This is a genomic window from Pseudomonas sp. LBUM1652 (assembly GCF_059716105.1).
Genome location: NZ_CP166804.1, coordinates 2,455,127 through 2,469,898, shown reverse-complemented (window position 1 = coordinate 2,469,898; position 14,772 = coordinate 2,455,127). Strand labels below are relative to the sequence as shown.

The window sequence follows — 14,772 nt, the reverse complement described above, 5'->3', positions numbered from 1 at the left end:
AACCCTGTGGGAGCGAGCCTGCTCGCGAAGGCGGTGCGTCAGTCGACATTTTCTTCGCAACAAGTCCGCTTTCGCGAGCAGGCTCGCTCCCACAGTTTTTGCATCCCCACCGCCCCCAATCCTGGGGACTGGCGCCCTATCCAGGCCGAACCTCCAACTTACCTCCAAGCTCCGCAAGCCCTCTAATCCAGGCCTCTCGAGCACTTTCGCCACACCTTGGCATGGAAGGTGTACAGGCCCTCTGCAACTGACCCATCCCTAAGGGGCAGGTACTTCGATAGAGGGATTAACTCATGCACCCTTTACTGTCCAAAACCGCGACCGTCCTGGTCGTGAGCGCCCTGGCCCAGGGCATTGCCCAGGCCGCTTTGTTCGCTGTTGATCCGGGTCCGTACATACCGGCCAACGGCGGTTTCGCCAGTTGGTATCAGGACACCCACGGCCGCACCCTGGATCTGTGCCTGTCCAAAGCGCTCAGCTCGCGAGTGCCCAGCGCACCCGGCGCGCCTTCGTACATGTGCACACTGCTGCCAACCCCCGGCGTGTTCGACGACGCACAGCCGATTGTCTTCCCGACCAACTTCCCCGATGAAGCGTTCTGGTTCACCGGCGAAACCACCATCGTCGATGCCGCACGCGGGATCGACCTCGGATTCGTCAGTGCCATCGAAGCCGCGTTCGCTGCCGAAGAACCGGTGGAAGGTGATCAGGTCAGCTTTGCGCGGATCCGTATCCGCGTCGATGTACCGACCGCCGGCACCTACGTGATCACCCACCCGTACGGCGTCGACGTGTTCAACATCGACACCCCCGGCCGGCGCGCGATCAACATGACCCGCGACATCGGCATCGGTATACCGCAAACCTACGACGGCGCGCTCAAGGGTGACATTGGCCCGTTCCTGCGCAGCGTCAATGGCCCCTACACCGAGACCAACCCGGTGACGGGCGCCGCCGAGCAGTTTGTCGGTGACCCGAACCTCAACGAAGCGGTCACCGGTAGCCCGTTCAACACCAACTACGTGCGGATCGAAGGCCCTAACGGTCTGGATCTGCGGTCGACCACTTTCGCCGTCTCCGGCAAATTGTCGACCGTAGTGCGGCCAACGCCAATGATCACCGAGCGCAGCACCTACTCGCGCAAAGCAGGCGACAGCGCACCCGTGGCCCAGCAGGACGTGTTTGTGAAAGCGCCGCCCGCGCCGGGCACCGTGGCCGTCACCAGCAGCACCCCGGTGCTGAACATGACCGAAGCCAACTCAACCGGTGCCTGGTACGCGCAATCGGCAGTCAACCCGACATTGCCGACCACCCTGCAAGTGACCGCCGACAACCACTTGGCCATCGCCAGCAGCACGCCAACCACCCTGCCCATGACCCTGACCGACCTGGTGGTGATCCAGCGCGCCGAATACAGCCTCAGCTCCGGGCAATTGACGTTGGTCGCCTCGACCAGTGACGAGACCTCGCCGCCGGTGCTCACCGCCAGCTCCTTCAGTGGTGCCGCCATAGGCGCCCTGAGCGGCGACGGCGCGGTGAAAACCCTGGCCACCGGGATCTCGCCGATACCACCGGCCAAGGTTCGGGTGACGTCGTCCAACGGCGGCAGCGATACCGAAGAAGTGGTCATCGTGCAATGAACGCTCACATGCCCAGATCCGTATCAGGAGGCATCATGAACAAGTGGCCACGCTTTGCGCTCAACGCGCTCGGGCTTGCTCTCTCGCTGACCGGCAGTGCCTATGCGCAACTCGCCGCCGTCGACCCCGGCCCCTACACCTTCGCCACCGGGAAATTCCCGATGTGGTATCAGGACAAAAATTTGCTGTCGATGGAACTCTGCCAGTCGCGCGCCGCCAGTTCGCGAGTGCCTGTCAGCACACCACCGGCCTACATGTGTATTTTGCTGGCCGAGCCTGGGATCTATGACGATGCCCAGCCGATGATCTTCCCCGATAACTGGCCACCGGAATCGTTTTGGTTCCTGGCAGAAACCACGATTCCGCAAGTCGGGAACAGTGGTTATGAACTGGAAGCCTACGTGGCCGCGATGGAAGCGGCGTTCGCGTCGGAGAACCCGGTCGATGGCGATCAGGCGAGCTTTGCGCGGATCCGCATTCGGGTCTCGGTACCCACCGCCGGCACCTATACCATCACCCACCCCTACGGCGTGGAAACGGTCAATGTCACCACCCCGGGTCGGCGGGCGATCAACATCACCCGCGACATCGGCATCGGTACCCCGGGCAACTTCAGTGGTGCGCTGAATGGGGCTATCGGCCCGTTCCTGCGCAGCGTCAACGGTCCTTATACCGAGGTGAACCCGGACACCGGCGCCACCGAAACCTTCGTTGGCGACCCGAACCTCACCGAGGCGGTGACCGGCAGCCCGTTCGACACCAACTTCGTGCGCATCACCGGTCCCGCTGGCACGATCCAGTCCAATATCTTCAGTCTGTCCGGCAAGGTGCTCGACAACCGTCAGCAAACTCAGGTGGAAATCGACCGCGCCACCTATCACCGCACTGCCGCTGGCGTGCGTGCCGAAGTGTTTGCCAAGGCTGACAGCAGCTCGGCGCTGTGCTTCCGGGAAACCGTGGCATTGCTCCCCGGCCCGCCGCCAACGCCTTGTCAGACCAGCCTGCTGGGTGACAACAACGGCCTGTTCTTCGGTCAGCGCCTGGGCACCGGCGCCGTCCCACCGGTCGTGGTGGTGACCGCCACCAACCCTACCGGTACCACGCGACCTACGGCCGTGTCGGCCAAACTCACCGACGTGGTGAAAGTGCAGACCGCGCGCTACAGCTGGAGCAATCACAGCCTGTTGATCGAGGCCACCTCGACCGATGAAGTGGCCGTGCCGGATATGGTCGCGCAGGGCTACGGACGTCTGTCGAAAACCGGCACCCTGCAACGCATCACCATCGCCGACCTGACCCAGCCACCGGCTACCGTAACGGTCAAATCCGCCGCCGGCGGCAGCGACACCGAGGCTGTTGTGGTGGTCGGCACCGCGCCGAACACCGGTGAGAACCAACCACCGATCGCCAATACCGACGCCGGCAGCACCAGTTTCGGCGTGCCGATCACCCTCAGCCTGTTGACCAACGACAGCGATCCCGACGGCGACACGCCGCTGAGCATCACCGCGCTGACACAGCCGGCTGCCGGCCAGGGCACCGTCGCCCTCAGCGGCTCTACCGCTGTGGTCTACACCCCGCCAGCCGTGGTGAACGCGCCACTGACCACGACCTTCACTTACAAGGCACAAGACGTCAAAGGTCTGGCCTCGACGGCTCCGGCCACCGTGACCATCACCGTAGCACCTAACCGGGCACCGACTGCGGTCGCCGACAGCGTCGCGACACTGGGCGTGGCGATCCCGATCAACGTCCTGGCCAACGACACCGATCCGGAAGGCAACGTGCCGCTGGGCGTCGCCAGCCTGACCCAACCGGCCGCCGGCCGCGGCACGGTCAGCACCGACGGCACAGTGATCACCTACACCCCACCGGCCACCGTGACCACGGCGTTCACCACCACCTTCACCTACATCGCCCGGGACAGCTTCGGCGCCCAGTCGACGTCGACCACGGTGACGGTGCAAGTCTCGCCACGGCCAGCGGCGGAGACCTTCGCAGTCACCGCCTCGACGGTGCAGGCACGCTCCGGTGGACGCTTCAACTGGGACTTCACCGGCACCTCCTCGGTGACCACCGGCAACACCATCACCGTGCAGGTCACCACCCCGACCGGGCTGGTCACCTTGGGCACGACGACGGTGCCGCTGACCGGTCGCTGGCGGTTGACGCTGAACAACACGACGGTGGTGCCATCGGCTAACCCGACCGCAACCATCCGCTCGTCCCAGGGCACCGTTCGCACGGTGTCGGTGAACACGCTTTGAACCTGCGCCCCACCCACTTTCGGGTGGGTGGGGCTTGGCTTCAAGCGCTTATTGCCCAAGAGGTTTTCCGCCATGAACACGCCGACCGCCGCCCTGCTTTGCCTGCTCTTGCTGTGCAGCAGTGCAGGCGCGCGCGCCGACGACCTGATGGAAAACGACGACCTGGCGCCCTCCAGCGCCGACCTCGGCGAGCTGCCACCCCCCGTGGGCCAGCAAGCCCTGATCGAGCAGATCGGCCAGGCCAACCTCGCGCTGCTGCAACAGAACGGTCAGTCGCTGCTTGGGCGGATCGTGCAGTCGGGCAGCAATCAAGAAGCTTACATCCTGCAACAGGGCAGCGACCTCATGGCCTTGATCACCCAGAACGGTTCCGGCAACGCCGCATCGATCACCCAAAACGGCAGCCACAACCGCGCGCAGATTTCGCAAAACGGCAACAACAACGACGCCAGCATCGAGCAGGCCGGCGCGGGGCTGCAAAGCGCCGTGACCCAGTCGGGCAACGGCATGAGCGTTTCGGTCAAGCAATATCGCTAAAGCACTGCACTCATCGGAGAGTTAATCATGTTCAAACTGACGCCCCTCACCGCCGCCCTCCTGGTCATGATCAGTGCCCAGGCCATGGCCGACGACAGCCTGTCCACCCAGAACCAGTCCGGTACTGCCAACATCGCCGATGTGAAGCAGACCCAGGCCCCGTTCAGCACCGCCACCCAGACCCAACTGGGCCAAGGCAACAACGCCGCCGCCCTGCAAGACAACGCCACTAGCGTGATCACCCAAGACGCGGTCGGCGACTACAACGCCGGTTACGCCGAGCAACTGTTCGAAAACAACAGTGTCATCACCCAGCAGCAAGCCGGCGCGTTCAACACCAGCCACGCCAGCCAGTCGCTGGGCTTCGGCGCCGGCAACCAGGCCCTGCAACAACAGCAAGGCACCGGCAACTTCTCGTTCGTCTATCAAGACTCGCAGAACGGCAGCGAAGCCAAAACCTTCCAATACGGCGACGGCAACGAAGCCAACATCGAGCAACTCTACGAAGGCACCGGCAACAGTTCGGTGATCACCCAGTACGGCACCGCCAACTACGGCACCGCCGAACAGGTCACCCACAACGGCGGGCAGATCGGCATCAACCAGGCTGGCGAAGGCAACTACGCCTATGGCGACCAGCGCGACGGCACCGGCGGCAACATCACCATCAACCAGTTCGGCAACCTCAACGGCACCGAGATCTGGCAAGACGCACAACTCGCCAGCCAGGCCACCGTCAACCAGTACGGCGACAGCAACGAAACCGTGGTCGATCAAAGCTTCGGCGAAAACAACAGCGCCGCCGTCACCCAGGTCGGCAACACCAACGCCATCTATGCCGACCAGTTCGAGTCGGTCAACTCGACCCTGGCGCTGTACCAGGTCGGCAACGGCAACGTGCACTACACCTACCAAAGCGGCGACAGCCACGTCCTCAACGCCACATCGGTAGGCAACGACAACAAGGTCTACGCCAGCAACTGGAAAGGCCCGCAAACCGGCGGCCAATTCGGCAGCAACCAGCGCGCCAACATCACCCAGGCCGGCACTGGCAACATCGCCAACTTCACCCAGGATGGCGTCGGCCAGATCATGACCACCAGCCAGACCGGCACTGGCAACAAAACCACGGTCAAACAGGCTGACTCCTACAACGAGCTGTACTTTGATCAGAACGGCAGCGACAACATCCTGATCTCCGATCAGCGCGGCACTAACAACCTGATCCAGGGCTCGTCGAACGGCACCGGCAACAGTGCTGAGTTTGATCAATCCGGGACTGGCAACCAGGCGTACACCGCGCAGCTCTATGGCAGCGACAACATGATCACGGTCAAACAGGCTGACACCATGAACGTGGCGTATGTAACCCAGGGCGGGACGGGGAACATTGCCAATGTCGATCAGAGCGGGATGACGCAGACGGCGAACATTCAGCAGTTCGGGTCGGCTAACCAGGCGAGTGTTTTGCAGCAGTAAGGGTTGAGTGTTGATGAACCGCGATTCTCTGGTGAAGAGGGTCGCGGTTTTTTTGTGGGCTGACGTAACCACACGCGCGGCTTGCCAGACCAGCCGAGTCCTACAGAAAAAAGAATGCTTTTACCAAATCCGTGGTGTTTTCCTACCACTTCTGGCGGTTGGCGGTCGGAAGTACGGCGTCTAGGATTCTTCGGGACAAATTGATCCTCATGGAGCTTGACCAACGTGCTATTCATCCAGCCAGCGACGACAGCAAATGCTTTACCGAATAGACTTCGAGGCATTAAACCCGGAGGTGCCATGATCGACCCGTCTTTAATCGACCCACTGTGCCCAGTCGTTTCAGATCTTGACCCTGAAGAGCAAGCCGCGAGCTATGACCGCTGGTTAATCGCCAAAGTGCAGGCTTCAATGAATGATCCACGACCGAGCATTCCAAATGATCAGGTTATGGTGGAGATGCGTGCCCTGATGGAAGCAAAGCGTAAAAAATACGATGCAGGTTGAGTGGCAGCCCGAAGCTCGGGCTGAACTCCTGAAAATCCTTGATTACATCAGTGACCGGAACTTAGTAGCGGCTGACAGACTTTCCCAAGCTATCGAAGGCGCTACGGTTACCCTTGCTCAACATCCACACCTCTATCGAATAGGTCGAGCGCCCGGCACTCGCGAGATGGTTGTGCACCCCAATTACCTGATCATTTATCAAGTGGTGGGTCGGATAAATATTTTGAGCGTTTTGCATGCGCGTCAGGAATATCCATAACGCAGACCGAAAAATGCCGGCAGACCAACGTAATTATTTTGTTAACGACAAAAACGCGACCTTTTCGAGGGTCGCGTTTTTTGTTTCCCATCCTTCCTGAGTTATGGGGAACTCTTGGATGGTGATTCCGAGCAACTCAAAGAGTCAGCCCAGTCCTGCACTGCTTGATCATCAATAAAGCGACCAGCATCCACATCGGCCAACGCTTCCAAGGTCAGACGGCGCTTTTCTACTTCCTGATCGTTTTGGATCTTCGGGGAATTAGCCATCCTTCAACTCGACGTGATCCAGCGCTTGATTGACTGCCAGTTCACCCAGCATCACGACTTGTGCGATACCGAGCGCGGTCTTGCGGTGTGAGGGCGGCAGCGAGGCGGCGAAGTTGTTGAGCATTTCACTGGCCGAACCGAGGGTTTCGCTGGCATTGGCCAGTAGAGACTCGGTGTTGTACCTGGGGTTGGCGAAGTACATGGGCTCCGGCTCGTTAGTGCTGGACATGATCGGAGCGGAAGGATTGAGGTAGTAATCGAGCGCACGGTCGGCGGCTTCGTGGAGTTTTTTGCTGTCGACTGAGGCGTAGGGGGATGTGGTTTCGGTGGTGATTTCTGATTCTGGCGGATTGGGTGTTGGTTTTTTCATGATTATTTACCCTGTATGACGGTTATAGCTGGCCCCCCATTCGGTTTCCAAGCGAATAGGTGGCAGCTGTACGCAGGTTGGAAACCCGGGACAGAGGCAACCCGGCAGACACAAGGTCTCCCACGCACAGCCGCCATAACAAAGTGCACACAGTGAAGGTGCGCAAGGATACGTTATGAATTGCGCTTGTGCGCTCTGTAGTTACTCGGGTTTCCATGCCCGGCCGCTGAATTGGCAGCGACGAACACAGGCTAGAGACCGGACGTCCGACGGACAACCTGAAAACATTGTGGGAAGGTTCCGCCAATTCAGACACTTTTTTAAACAAACTTCAGATCGTAACCCTCACCCTAGCCCTCTCCCGGAGGGAGAGGGAACTGACCGAGTGGTTTGGTGGAAGTACGCCGACGTGCGCTATCGCGTTGAACTCGGACTTTGAAAAGCACACAAATCGGCCCCCTCTCCCTCCGGGAGAGGGCTGGGGTGAGGGGCAAATCCACCACAAATCCAAAGCCGACCACGCTGTACTCCTCACCACTCAACAGGATGAGCGTTAGCTCGGCTGCTGCTTTTGATCTTGATCCACCGGCCCCGTCGGCAGGCTGAGTGGAGGGATTTATCCGGGGGGGGAGCGCAGCGACTGTTTGGCGAAGCCAAACACATCGAGAGGAGGTGCAGCGAAGCAAACCGGAGGCGATGCCCCCGGATCAATCCCGGAGCGAAGGAACCCCGAGCCTCAGCGAGTGGGCCGAACGTTGGGGCAAGCCTTTTTTTGCTTACTTTTTTGAGGCGTTTGTCAAAAAAGTGAGTCGCCGTCAGGGCGAAACCCTAAGCAGCCGTTACCGCAGCAACGGATATGTACTCAATCAACAAGAACCTGGTCGGCCCAAAGGCCGCCACGTTCACTCAACGTCAGCCTCAGCCTCAGCCCCCGGATCAACCTTGTTCTGACTCAAATACCGATTCAAAACATCATCCTGAGAAGGCGAAGAACTATCCCCCGCCACCTGCCACAACCGCCGCTCAATCCCCTGCGCCACCATATGCCCCACCGCCGCCTCAATCGCCGACAACACACACAACTGCGCCGGCTCATTCGTCGTATAACCCACCTCGGCCTCGAGCAACTTCTTGAACTCGATAAACTTGAACACCCCGGCACTGCGCGCCACCGAATAAATCGTCTTGCTGGTCATCACATTCGACAACACCTGCCCACTGCGCACATCCACCGCACGCAAGTTGACGGTCACCTGATCCACCCGATACTCCCGGGAAATATCAATCCCCAGATACCGCGCCCCTTCCCCACCACTACGCACATTCGTGTCGTAAGCGATGATCCCGCCCTCAAGCATCATGTTCGCCGCCTGCAACGGTGGCAGCTCACCCTGAATATTCACCGGCGTATTCGGCTTCTTCTGCGAGGCGCGAATAATCTTGCGCTCGGTCAGAAGGTTCTGCAGCCCTTCGCGCTCCAGCACCACAAACCAGCCACTGGCCTGCATCGCGTCCATCAACATCGAGGCCGCGCCCTGGGTCACGCTGGTGGAAAACGAACTCGCCGGCGTCGGCTTGTACTGCCCGGTCTGGTCACGGAAGCCGTACACCACCGCCATCAAACGCCCCTTGGGTCGCGGCATCTTCAGCAAGTCGTAGTAGGTCGAGGCCCTGGGGGTCAGGGTCGGAGTTTCGGTGTCCTGCTCGGCCGACATCGGCTCACGCAGACTGCACCCTTGTAATGTCGCCAACATCAGCCCTAGCGCGATGATCTTTTTCATGTCCGTCTCTCCCCGGAACCGTCAGCCCGTCATGGGTTGAGGCCGTTCACCTGAATTTCCGAAACTTCACCAGTCGCTCGGTCGGTCACTTCAATGCTCAGTGCCCCGGAGTCGTCGATGACGTTGACGATAAAAGTGTCGGTGGACAGGCTCCCCGTGTTGCCGGTGGAGATGTTGTCCAGCAACTGCCCTAGCAACCGCGATTGCAATTGACTGGTGAAGCGCTCCAGCGCCGAGGTGCCGGCCACGGTCGAGCGGCTTTTGAGGTCCGGGTCGTCGTGATCGTTTTGCGCCTGGGCGTTGTTGAGCAACCAGGTGCCGTTGAGCGGGTTGCCGCCGAATGACGGGTTGACCGGCGTGTAGACCAGTTCGGTGGCCTGGACGGCGGCAGCGCTGGCAAGGCCGATCAACAACCCCGAGATCCAGAATCCGCTGCGCCGTGAGAACGTTGTGGTTTTCATAGTTCGTCCTTCTCAAGGTCGGTGGTGTCCTGCAACAGAGCCTCCAGCTTGCGCTGGACAACCTGGCGTCGAACCCAGTCAGCGGCCGCGTAGGCCTCTTCCTTCAGTTCCACGGTGTTCGGCGGCAGGAAGCGCCGATACACCAGGCGTTGCTGATATTCCACGGTCACCAGGCTGCCCCAGCGCGCGTCGGGCCGCTCGCGCACCACCAGGTTGAAATCCATCCGGCTGGTGTCGCGCAGGCGTTCACTGAACGAGTAGTAAAAGTCGTGGCCGATGTGCGAGATCGTGTCGTCGACGATGAAGCCCATCAATTCATCCTCTTCAGCGGCGTGAGTGCAGCCCACCACGACACTGAGGATCAGCGCGCACATCCACTGGCGGCTCATGGCTGCAACGCCTGCGGCAAGACCGACTGGCCTTTTGCCGGGCCGTTGGTGCCGTCGAGGAAGGCTTTTTCGGCAACGAACTGCCAGTCCGAATAACGCTGCATGCCTTGAAAATCCGACCACTGCGTGGGGAAGTCCGCCTGCTTCAACGGCACCTCGGTCGAAGGGCTGTTGAGGCCGGTGATGCGTCCGTCAAAACCCCGTTGCAGTGCCCATTCACCTTTACCGATCGGGTCCGGATAGAGCTGACGCAGATGATGCCGAGCCTCCGGAAAACGCTGATCGTCGAGCAGGTCAGCGAGCTCTTTCGGGTACTGCGCCAGCCCCGGCGAACTGCGGTAGTAGCTGCGCAGCGCCTGGGCATATTGCGTGCCGACCCAGAGCAATTGCTTCTCGCGGTCGCGGCGCGAGGCGGTCGACCACAACTCGCCGGCACTGGCCAGGCCCATGCCCATCACGACGATCAGGAACAGCACGCCCAGGTAGGTGAAGCCACCCTGCTGCGCGCGGTTACCACTCGGAATACTGGCTGCCATCACGCGCCCTCCCGTTGGCACCGCTTTTGATATCGGCCACGCCGCCCGCGACGCCTTCCGGTGGCGCGATCAGCACCCACAGGTCTTTGCGTTCGGTGATCGGGTCCAGTGGCGCGTTGCGCAGGTAACGTTGTTCGATCAATTGCTCGATGGAATCGGGGTAGCGTCCGGTGTCACCGTAAAAGTGATCCAGCGCTTCGCGCATCGCCGACAGGCTCTGGCGCAAAGTGGTTTCCTTCGACGCTTCGAGGCTGTTGAAGTAGCGCGGCAGCGCGATGGTCATCAGCGTGGCGATGATCGCCATCACCACCATCAACTCCAGCAAGGTAAAGCCTTTTTCCCGGCGCATGAGGTTCACCACTCGCGGTAGGCGATGCCGTTGAGGCCCTTGCCGCGCGCCGTGGAGTAGACGTCGAACACGTCCTCGCCATCGCGCGGGTTTTGAGCCGAACTGTTGTAGGCGCGCACGCCCCAACCCCCTTCGTCATCACGTTTGGCCGGCACCAGCGGGTCACGCGGGATACGGCGTAAAAAGTAGAACTTGGCACCCTTGGCACTGCGCACATCACGCACGCCTTCGACCAGCACTTGCAGGTTCGGCGGGTAGCCGCTGCTGTTCATCGACTTCTCGATATAACCGGCATCGAACGCACGTTTGTAAGCGTCGATGCCATCGCGAATCTGATACAGCGCGGTGCGCAAATCCTGCTCCTTGCCGCGCCGCACCACGGTCTCGGTCAGTGGCGCGGCCATGCTCGCCAACAGGCCGATCAGGGCCAGCGTCACCACGACTTCGATCAAGGTAAAACCGCGCTGGGAGGCGTTCATGATCAAGGCTTCTCGACGGTGACACGGGTGGTCGCCACGGCCGAACTGCCGACAGCGCGAGGCTGCACGACAGGCGCTGGCGCGGTGTAGGTTTGCATCGAGCGATCCGGCGCCTGAATGTGCATGCTGGTTTCGGTGCCGGTAGAGAACTCCATGTCCGACGGGCTTTGATACGGCAGGTTGCGCACGATCCGTGGGGTGATCGACAGCACCAGCTCCGATTTGCCGACGGTGTCCTTGTTGCTGCCGAACAGCCGGCCAATGCCAGGTATGTCGCCAAGGCCCGGAATCTTGTTGCCGGTGGCGCCGTGGTCATTGCGCATCAGGCCAGCAAGGATCTGGGTTTCGCCGTCATGCAGGCGCAGCGAGGTCTGCGCGTTGCGGGTGTCGACCTGCACCGGGATCGTGCCCTGGCGGGTCGGTTCCAGCGGCGTGGCGTTACTCACTTCCAGGGCAATCTTGATCGCCACTTCGTTGTTCAAATGCACGGTCGGTTGCACTTCGAGTTTCAGACCGACATCCAGATACGTGACGCTTTCAGTGATCACCGGGCCTTGGGTTGAAGGCACTGAGGTGGCGCTGATGATCGGCACGCGCTGACCGATGTGGATACGCGCCTGCTCACGGTTGCTGACCCGAATCACAGGGCTGGCGAGGGTGTTGATGTCGTTGTCCTGCGCGTTGATCTTGGCCTGTGGCGATGGCGATATGCTGATGCGGCTGGAGTTGATGCCTTTGAGTTGATCAAGCAGAGTCACCGCCGAACCGTCGCTGTTGACCACACCAAAGGTGTTCGGCCATTGCAGGCCCAGGTCGAGAATGCGCTGGGTGGCGACTTCCATCACTTCCACTTCCAGCACCACTTCGGGGTTGGACTGGTCTTGCGATTGCAGGAGTTTTTCCGCCATGCGCACGGCGTCTTCGGTGTCGCGCATGGTCAGGGTGTTGAGGCGTTCGTCGACGAACACGTCGCGGGTCTTGAGCATGGTTTTGACCATGTTCAACGCGGTGTTGGCATCGATGCTGGTCAGGTAGAAGGTGCGCATCACCAGCTCTTGATAGTCCTTGAGCTTCTGTGGCGAATCCGGATAGATCAGCAGCGTGTTTTCGTTCACCACTTTCTGGTGCAACTGGTTCTGTTGCAGCAACAGTGTCACCGCGTCTTCGATGCGCACGTCACGCACGAAGATCGTCGCTTTCATGTCCGGGCGCAGGTCTTTGTCGAAGATGAAATTCAGGCCGGCGACCTGCGACAGCACTTCGAAAATGGTTTTGAGGTTGGCTTCGCGAAACTCCAGGGTTACCGGGCGGTCGAGCTTGGTGCGCAGTTGCGGATACGGGATCACGTTGCGGCTCTGCACCAGGCGAATGTTGCCTTGCAGCTCCAGCGCACCTTCGTTGGTCGGGTCGAGTTCGAGGATCTGTTTGACCTGGCGGTCGGCACCGTAGATGTCACCCCGGCGCAAGTCGCCACGGGCCAGTTCAAGCTTCTCGTCCATGCTGCGCAGGTAGTCGAGTTGGCGCAGGGCATCCTGGGCGCGGCGGTTGTTCGGCTCGATGGTCAACACGCGGTTGTAGGCGGTGCGCGCCGAGGCGAAATCGCGGCGTGAGCGGTCGGTGTCACCGGAGGTCAGCAATGCAGTGATCGCCTTGGCCCGGCCGCTGTTGAGCAGCAGGTGCAACTCGGTGTCGCGAGGATCCTCGCGCAAGCCTTCCTCGACCCGGGCCAGCCCGGCCTCGTATTGGCCCTGCTCGATCAGGTCGGCAGCTTCCTTGTTGGCCACCTGCGCAGAACTGCACGCGGCCAGCCCGGCGCAGAGGCCCAGGCTCATCAGTAAAAGGGATCTGTTCATTGCGTACTCCCCACAGACAAGGTCTGCGACAAATGCAAAGGCAGGTAGACCAGACTCAATTCCAGTTCGGAAATGCCGGTGATCTTCCAGGTGTCGTCGATCACATCCCCGTTGCGCACGACGTAGATCTTTTCGCCGCTCTGCAAAAACACTTGCAGGTCGCTGCGGTCATGCAGCTTGCCGACGAACTGAAACGGCACCGGTGGCAGGCTCGGGGCAGGCACCACCGGGGTTGGCGTAATCGCTTGTTCAGTGACCGTGGCCAGGGTTGGCGCGGCCTTCCAGCTCTTGGTGGCGAACAGATCACCGGCCGGGCTCAAGTCCTTGATCGGCGCCGCTTTGACTTTGCCGCTGCTGGCCGGCAACGCACCACGGCTGGCGCTTTTTGCAGGCGTCGCTACGGCCACTTCAGCCGAATCGGCGTCTTCGCTCGGCGAGAGAAATTCCGGCAACCAGGCCAGCGCCGCCGCCACGCCGAAGAACGCCACCCAACCTGTCACGCGCTTGGTATTCATCACGACCTCGACAGGTAAAGGGTCATACGGATCCGGCCGTTGAGGTCGGTGTCGCCAATCTTTTTGCGTTGAAACTCGACGTCTTCCACCACCACCGCCGGCAACTGACCGAGCAAGGCGTGCAGGAAGCGGCGCAGTTGCGGATAGCTGCCGCGCACCGGCAGCAGAATCTGGTAGCGCGCCAGATGGGTTTTCGGATCGACGCCGAGGGCGTATTCGCCGCGTGCCAGGGTGATGTGTTCCTGGGCGGCGAGCGCGTAGATGCGGTCGATGGCCACGGTGGCCTGCGGCTGCGCCGGCAGCTTGTTGCGGAAATCGTCGAGCTGACGCTGTGGCACCACCGGCGGCGCGATGCTGCCGTCCTCCACCTTGGCCAGATACTCGCTGGCTTCCTGAGTCTGCTGGTTCAGGTGCTGCAACGATTGCCAGCCCGGCAGCAAGCCGCCCAGTGCCCAGATCAGCGCGATCAACAACAGCGCCAGCCCGGCCAGACCCGGCAGGCCAAGGCCTTGCAGGTATTCGTGGACGATCAGTCTAGGGATTCGCATCGCCAATCTCCCAAGTCGCCGACAGGTTGAATTGCACCGGTTGTTCCGGCGATTTGACGACAATTTCGTGGCTCAGCAGCGACACGTCGGACAGCTCGTCGCTGGCTTCCAGACGCTTGTGGAAAGCCAGCATCGCTGGCAGATCCCGCGCTTCGGCGCTGATGCGCAACTGGCCCTTGCGCGCATCCGGGGTCAGGGTCAGCAGCGCGATGTCCTCGCGTGGCATGGCCTCAAGCATGGCGAACAGGCGTTCCCACGGGCGGCGCAGTTGCTGCGAGACCTTGCGCATTTCCGCAAGGTTTTGCGCTTGCTCACGGGTTTCGGCCGGGCTCAAGGTGCTTTTGCTGGCGCTGTCGCCGGTGAGCTGGCGTTGCGTGGTTTGCAAATGACCTTGCTGTTGTTCGGCCTGGGCATCGAGGTGCTGTTGCACGCCGAAGCACAGCAGCGCCAGCAACGCGCCGCCGCCGAGCAGGCTCCAACCCAACAGACCGGAGCGTGGACGTGGCTGAAAGTCGAGGTTGAGGGCGCGCATA

17 protein-coding genes and 1 pseudogene are annotated in these 14,772 nt (G+C 61.1%); 6 read left to right on the top strand and 12 right to left on the bottom strand.

Features of this window, described 5'->3' with window-relative positions:
- Window positions 1-293 precede the first annotated feature (293 nt).
- From ACA069_RS11275 to ACA069_RS11250, 6 genes are all read left to right on the top strand, one after another.
- On the top strand, window positions 294-1,640 hold the full coding sequence (locus tag ACA069_RS11275) for a hypothetical protein (protein ID WP_497617539.1): 1,347 nt from the start codon (window positions 294-296) through the stop codon (window positions 1,638-1,640).
- 35 nt (window positions 1,641-1,675) lie between these two features.
- A complete protein-coding gene (locus tag ACA069_RS11270) occupies window positions 1,676-3,907 on the top strand; it encodes an Ig-like domain-containing protein (RefSeq protein WP_497617537.1) in 2,232 nt (743 codons plus the stop codon).
- A gap of 72 nt (window positions 3,908-3,979) precedes the next feature.
- The gene (locus ACA069_RS11265; protein WP_401265765.1) at window positions 3,980-4,444 is read left to right on the top strand and encodes a curlin; all 465 of its coding nucleotides are present in this window, start codon (window positions 3,980-3,982) and stop codon (window positions 4,442-4,444) included.
- Window positions 4,445-4,471: 27 nt separating this feature from the next.
- Window positions 4,472-5,923, top strand: coding sequence for a curlin (locus ACA069_RS11260; protein WP_497617536.1), 1,452 nt, complete (start codon window positions 4,472-4,474; stop codon window positions 5,921-5,923).
- A gap of 300 nt (window positions 5,924-6,223) precedes the next feature.
- Window positions 6,224-6,430, top strand: coding sequence for a type II toxin-antitoxin system RelB family antitoxin (gene relB, locus ACA069_RS11255; protein WP_401265770.1), 207 nt, complete (start codon window positions 6,224-6,226; stop codon window positions 6,428-6,430).
- On the top strand, window positions 6,420-6,689 hold the full coding sequence (locus ACA069_RS11250; RefSeq protein ID WP_083368636.1) for a type II toxin-antitoxin system RelE/ParE family toxin: 270 nt from the start codon (window positions 6,420-6,422) through the stop codon (window positions 6,687-6,689). The genes relB and ACA069_RS11250 overlap by 11 nt, the downstream gene beginning before the upstream one ends.
- Window positions 6,690-6,790: 101 nt before the next feature.
- Here the strand turns inward: ACA069_RS11250 and ACA069_RS11245 are convergent.
- From ACA069_RS11245 to ACA069_RS11190, 12 genes and pseudogenes are all read right to left on the bottom strand, one after another.
- Window positions 6,791-6,931 (bottom strand): annotated as a pseudogene (locus ACA069_RS11245) (hypothetical protein); the annotation flags it as partial.
- A gap of 19 nt (window positions 6,932-6,950) precedes the next feature.
- A complete protein-coding gene (locus ACA069_RS11240; RefSeq protein ID WP_497617534.1) occupies window positions 6,951-7,328 on the bottom strand; it encodes a DUF6124 family protein in 378 nt (125 codons plus the stop codon).
- Window positions 7,329-8,230: 902 nt separating this feature from the next.
- Window positions 8,231-9,109 carry a CsgG/HfaB family protein gene (locus ACA069_RS11235; protein ID WP_187677014.1) on the bottom strand — a complete coding sequence of 293 codons (879 nt, stop codon included), beginning with the start codon at window positions 9,107-9,109 and terminating at the stop codon, window positions 8,231-8,233.
- Window positions 9,110-9,138: 29 nt separating this feature from the next.
- The gene (locus ACA069_RS11230) at window positions 9,139-9,570 is read right to left on the bottom strand and encodes a curli assembly protein CsgF (protein WP_187677013.1); all 432 of its coding nucleotides are present in this window, start codon (window positions 9,568-9,570) and stop codon (window positions 9,139-9,141) included.
- On the bottom strand, window positions 9,567-9,959 hold the full coding sequence (gene csgE / locus ACA069_RS11225) for a curli production assembly/transport protein CsgE (RefSeq protein ID WP_497617533.1): 393 nt from the start codon (window positions 9,957-9,959) through the stop codon (window positions 9,567-9,569). The genes ACA069_RS11230 and csgE overlap by 4 nt, the downstream gene beginning before the upstream one ends.
- Entirely contained in the window at window positions 9,956-10,495 is a 540-nt protein-coding gene (locus ACA069_RS11220; protein WP_401265775.1) for a type II secretion system protein, read from the bottom strand. The genes csgE and ACA069_RS11220 overlap by 4 nt, the downstream gene beginning before the upstream one ends.
- Window positions 10,470-10,844 carry a type II secretion system protein gene (locus ACA069_RS11215; protein WP_305442477.1) on the bottom strand — a complete coding sequence of 125 codons (375 nt, stop codon included), beginning with the start codon at window positions 10,842-10,844 and terminating at the stop codon, window positions 10,470-10,472. Before ACA069_RS11215 ends, ACA069_RS11220 begins: the two co-directional genes overlap by 26 nt.
- 5 nt (window positions 10,845-10,849) lie before the next feature.
- The gene (locus tag ACA069_RS11210) at window positions 10,850-11,323 is read right to left on the bottom strand and encodes a type II secretion system protein (protein WP_187677009.1); all 474 of its coding nucleotides are present in this window, start codon (window positions 11,321-11,323) and stop codon (window positions 10,850-10,852) included.
- A gap of 2 nt (window positions 11,324-11,325) precedes the next feature.
- Window positions 11,326-13,176, bottom strand: coding sequence for a secretin GspD/PilQ domain-containing protein (locus tag ACA069_RS11205; protein WP_187677008.1), 1,851 nt, complete (start codon window positions 13,174-13,176; stop codon window positions 11,326-11,328).
- The gene (locus tag ACA069_RS11200) at window positions 13,173-13,691 is read right to left on the bottom strand and encodes a hypothetical protein (protein ID WP_401265782.1); all 519 of its coding nucleotides are present in this window, start codon (window positions 13,689-13,691) and stop codon (window positions 13,173-13,175) included. Before ACA069_RS11200 ends, ACA069_RS11205 begins: the two co-directional genes overlap by 4 nt.
- Entirely contained in the window at window positions 13,691-14,239 is a 549-nt protein-coding gene (locus ACA069_RS11195; RefSeq protein WP_187677006.1) for a GspMb/PilO family protein, read from the bottom strand. Before ACA069_RS11195 ends, ACA069_RS11200 begins: the two co-directional genes overlap by 1 nt.
- Window positions 14,226-14,771, bottom strand: a complete 546-nt coding sequence (locus ACA069_RS11190; protein WP_187677005.1) for a PilN domain-containing protein — start codon at window positions 14,769-14,771, stop codon at window positions 14,226-14,228. The genes ACA069_RS11195 and ACA069_RS11190 overlap by 14 nt, the downstream gene beginning before the upstream one ends.
- Window position 14,772: the final 1 nt, after the last annotated feature.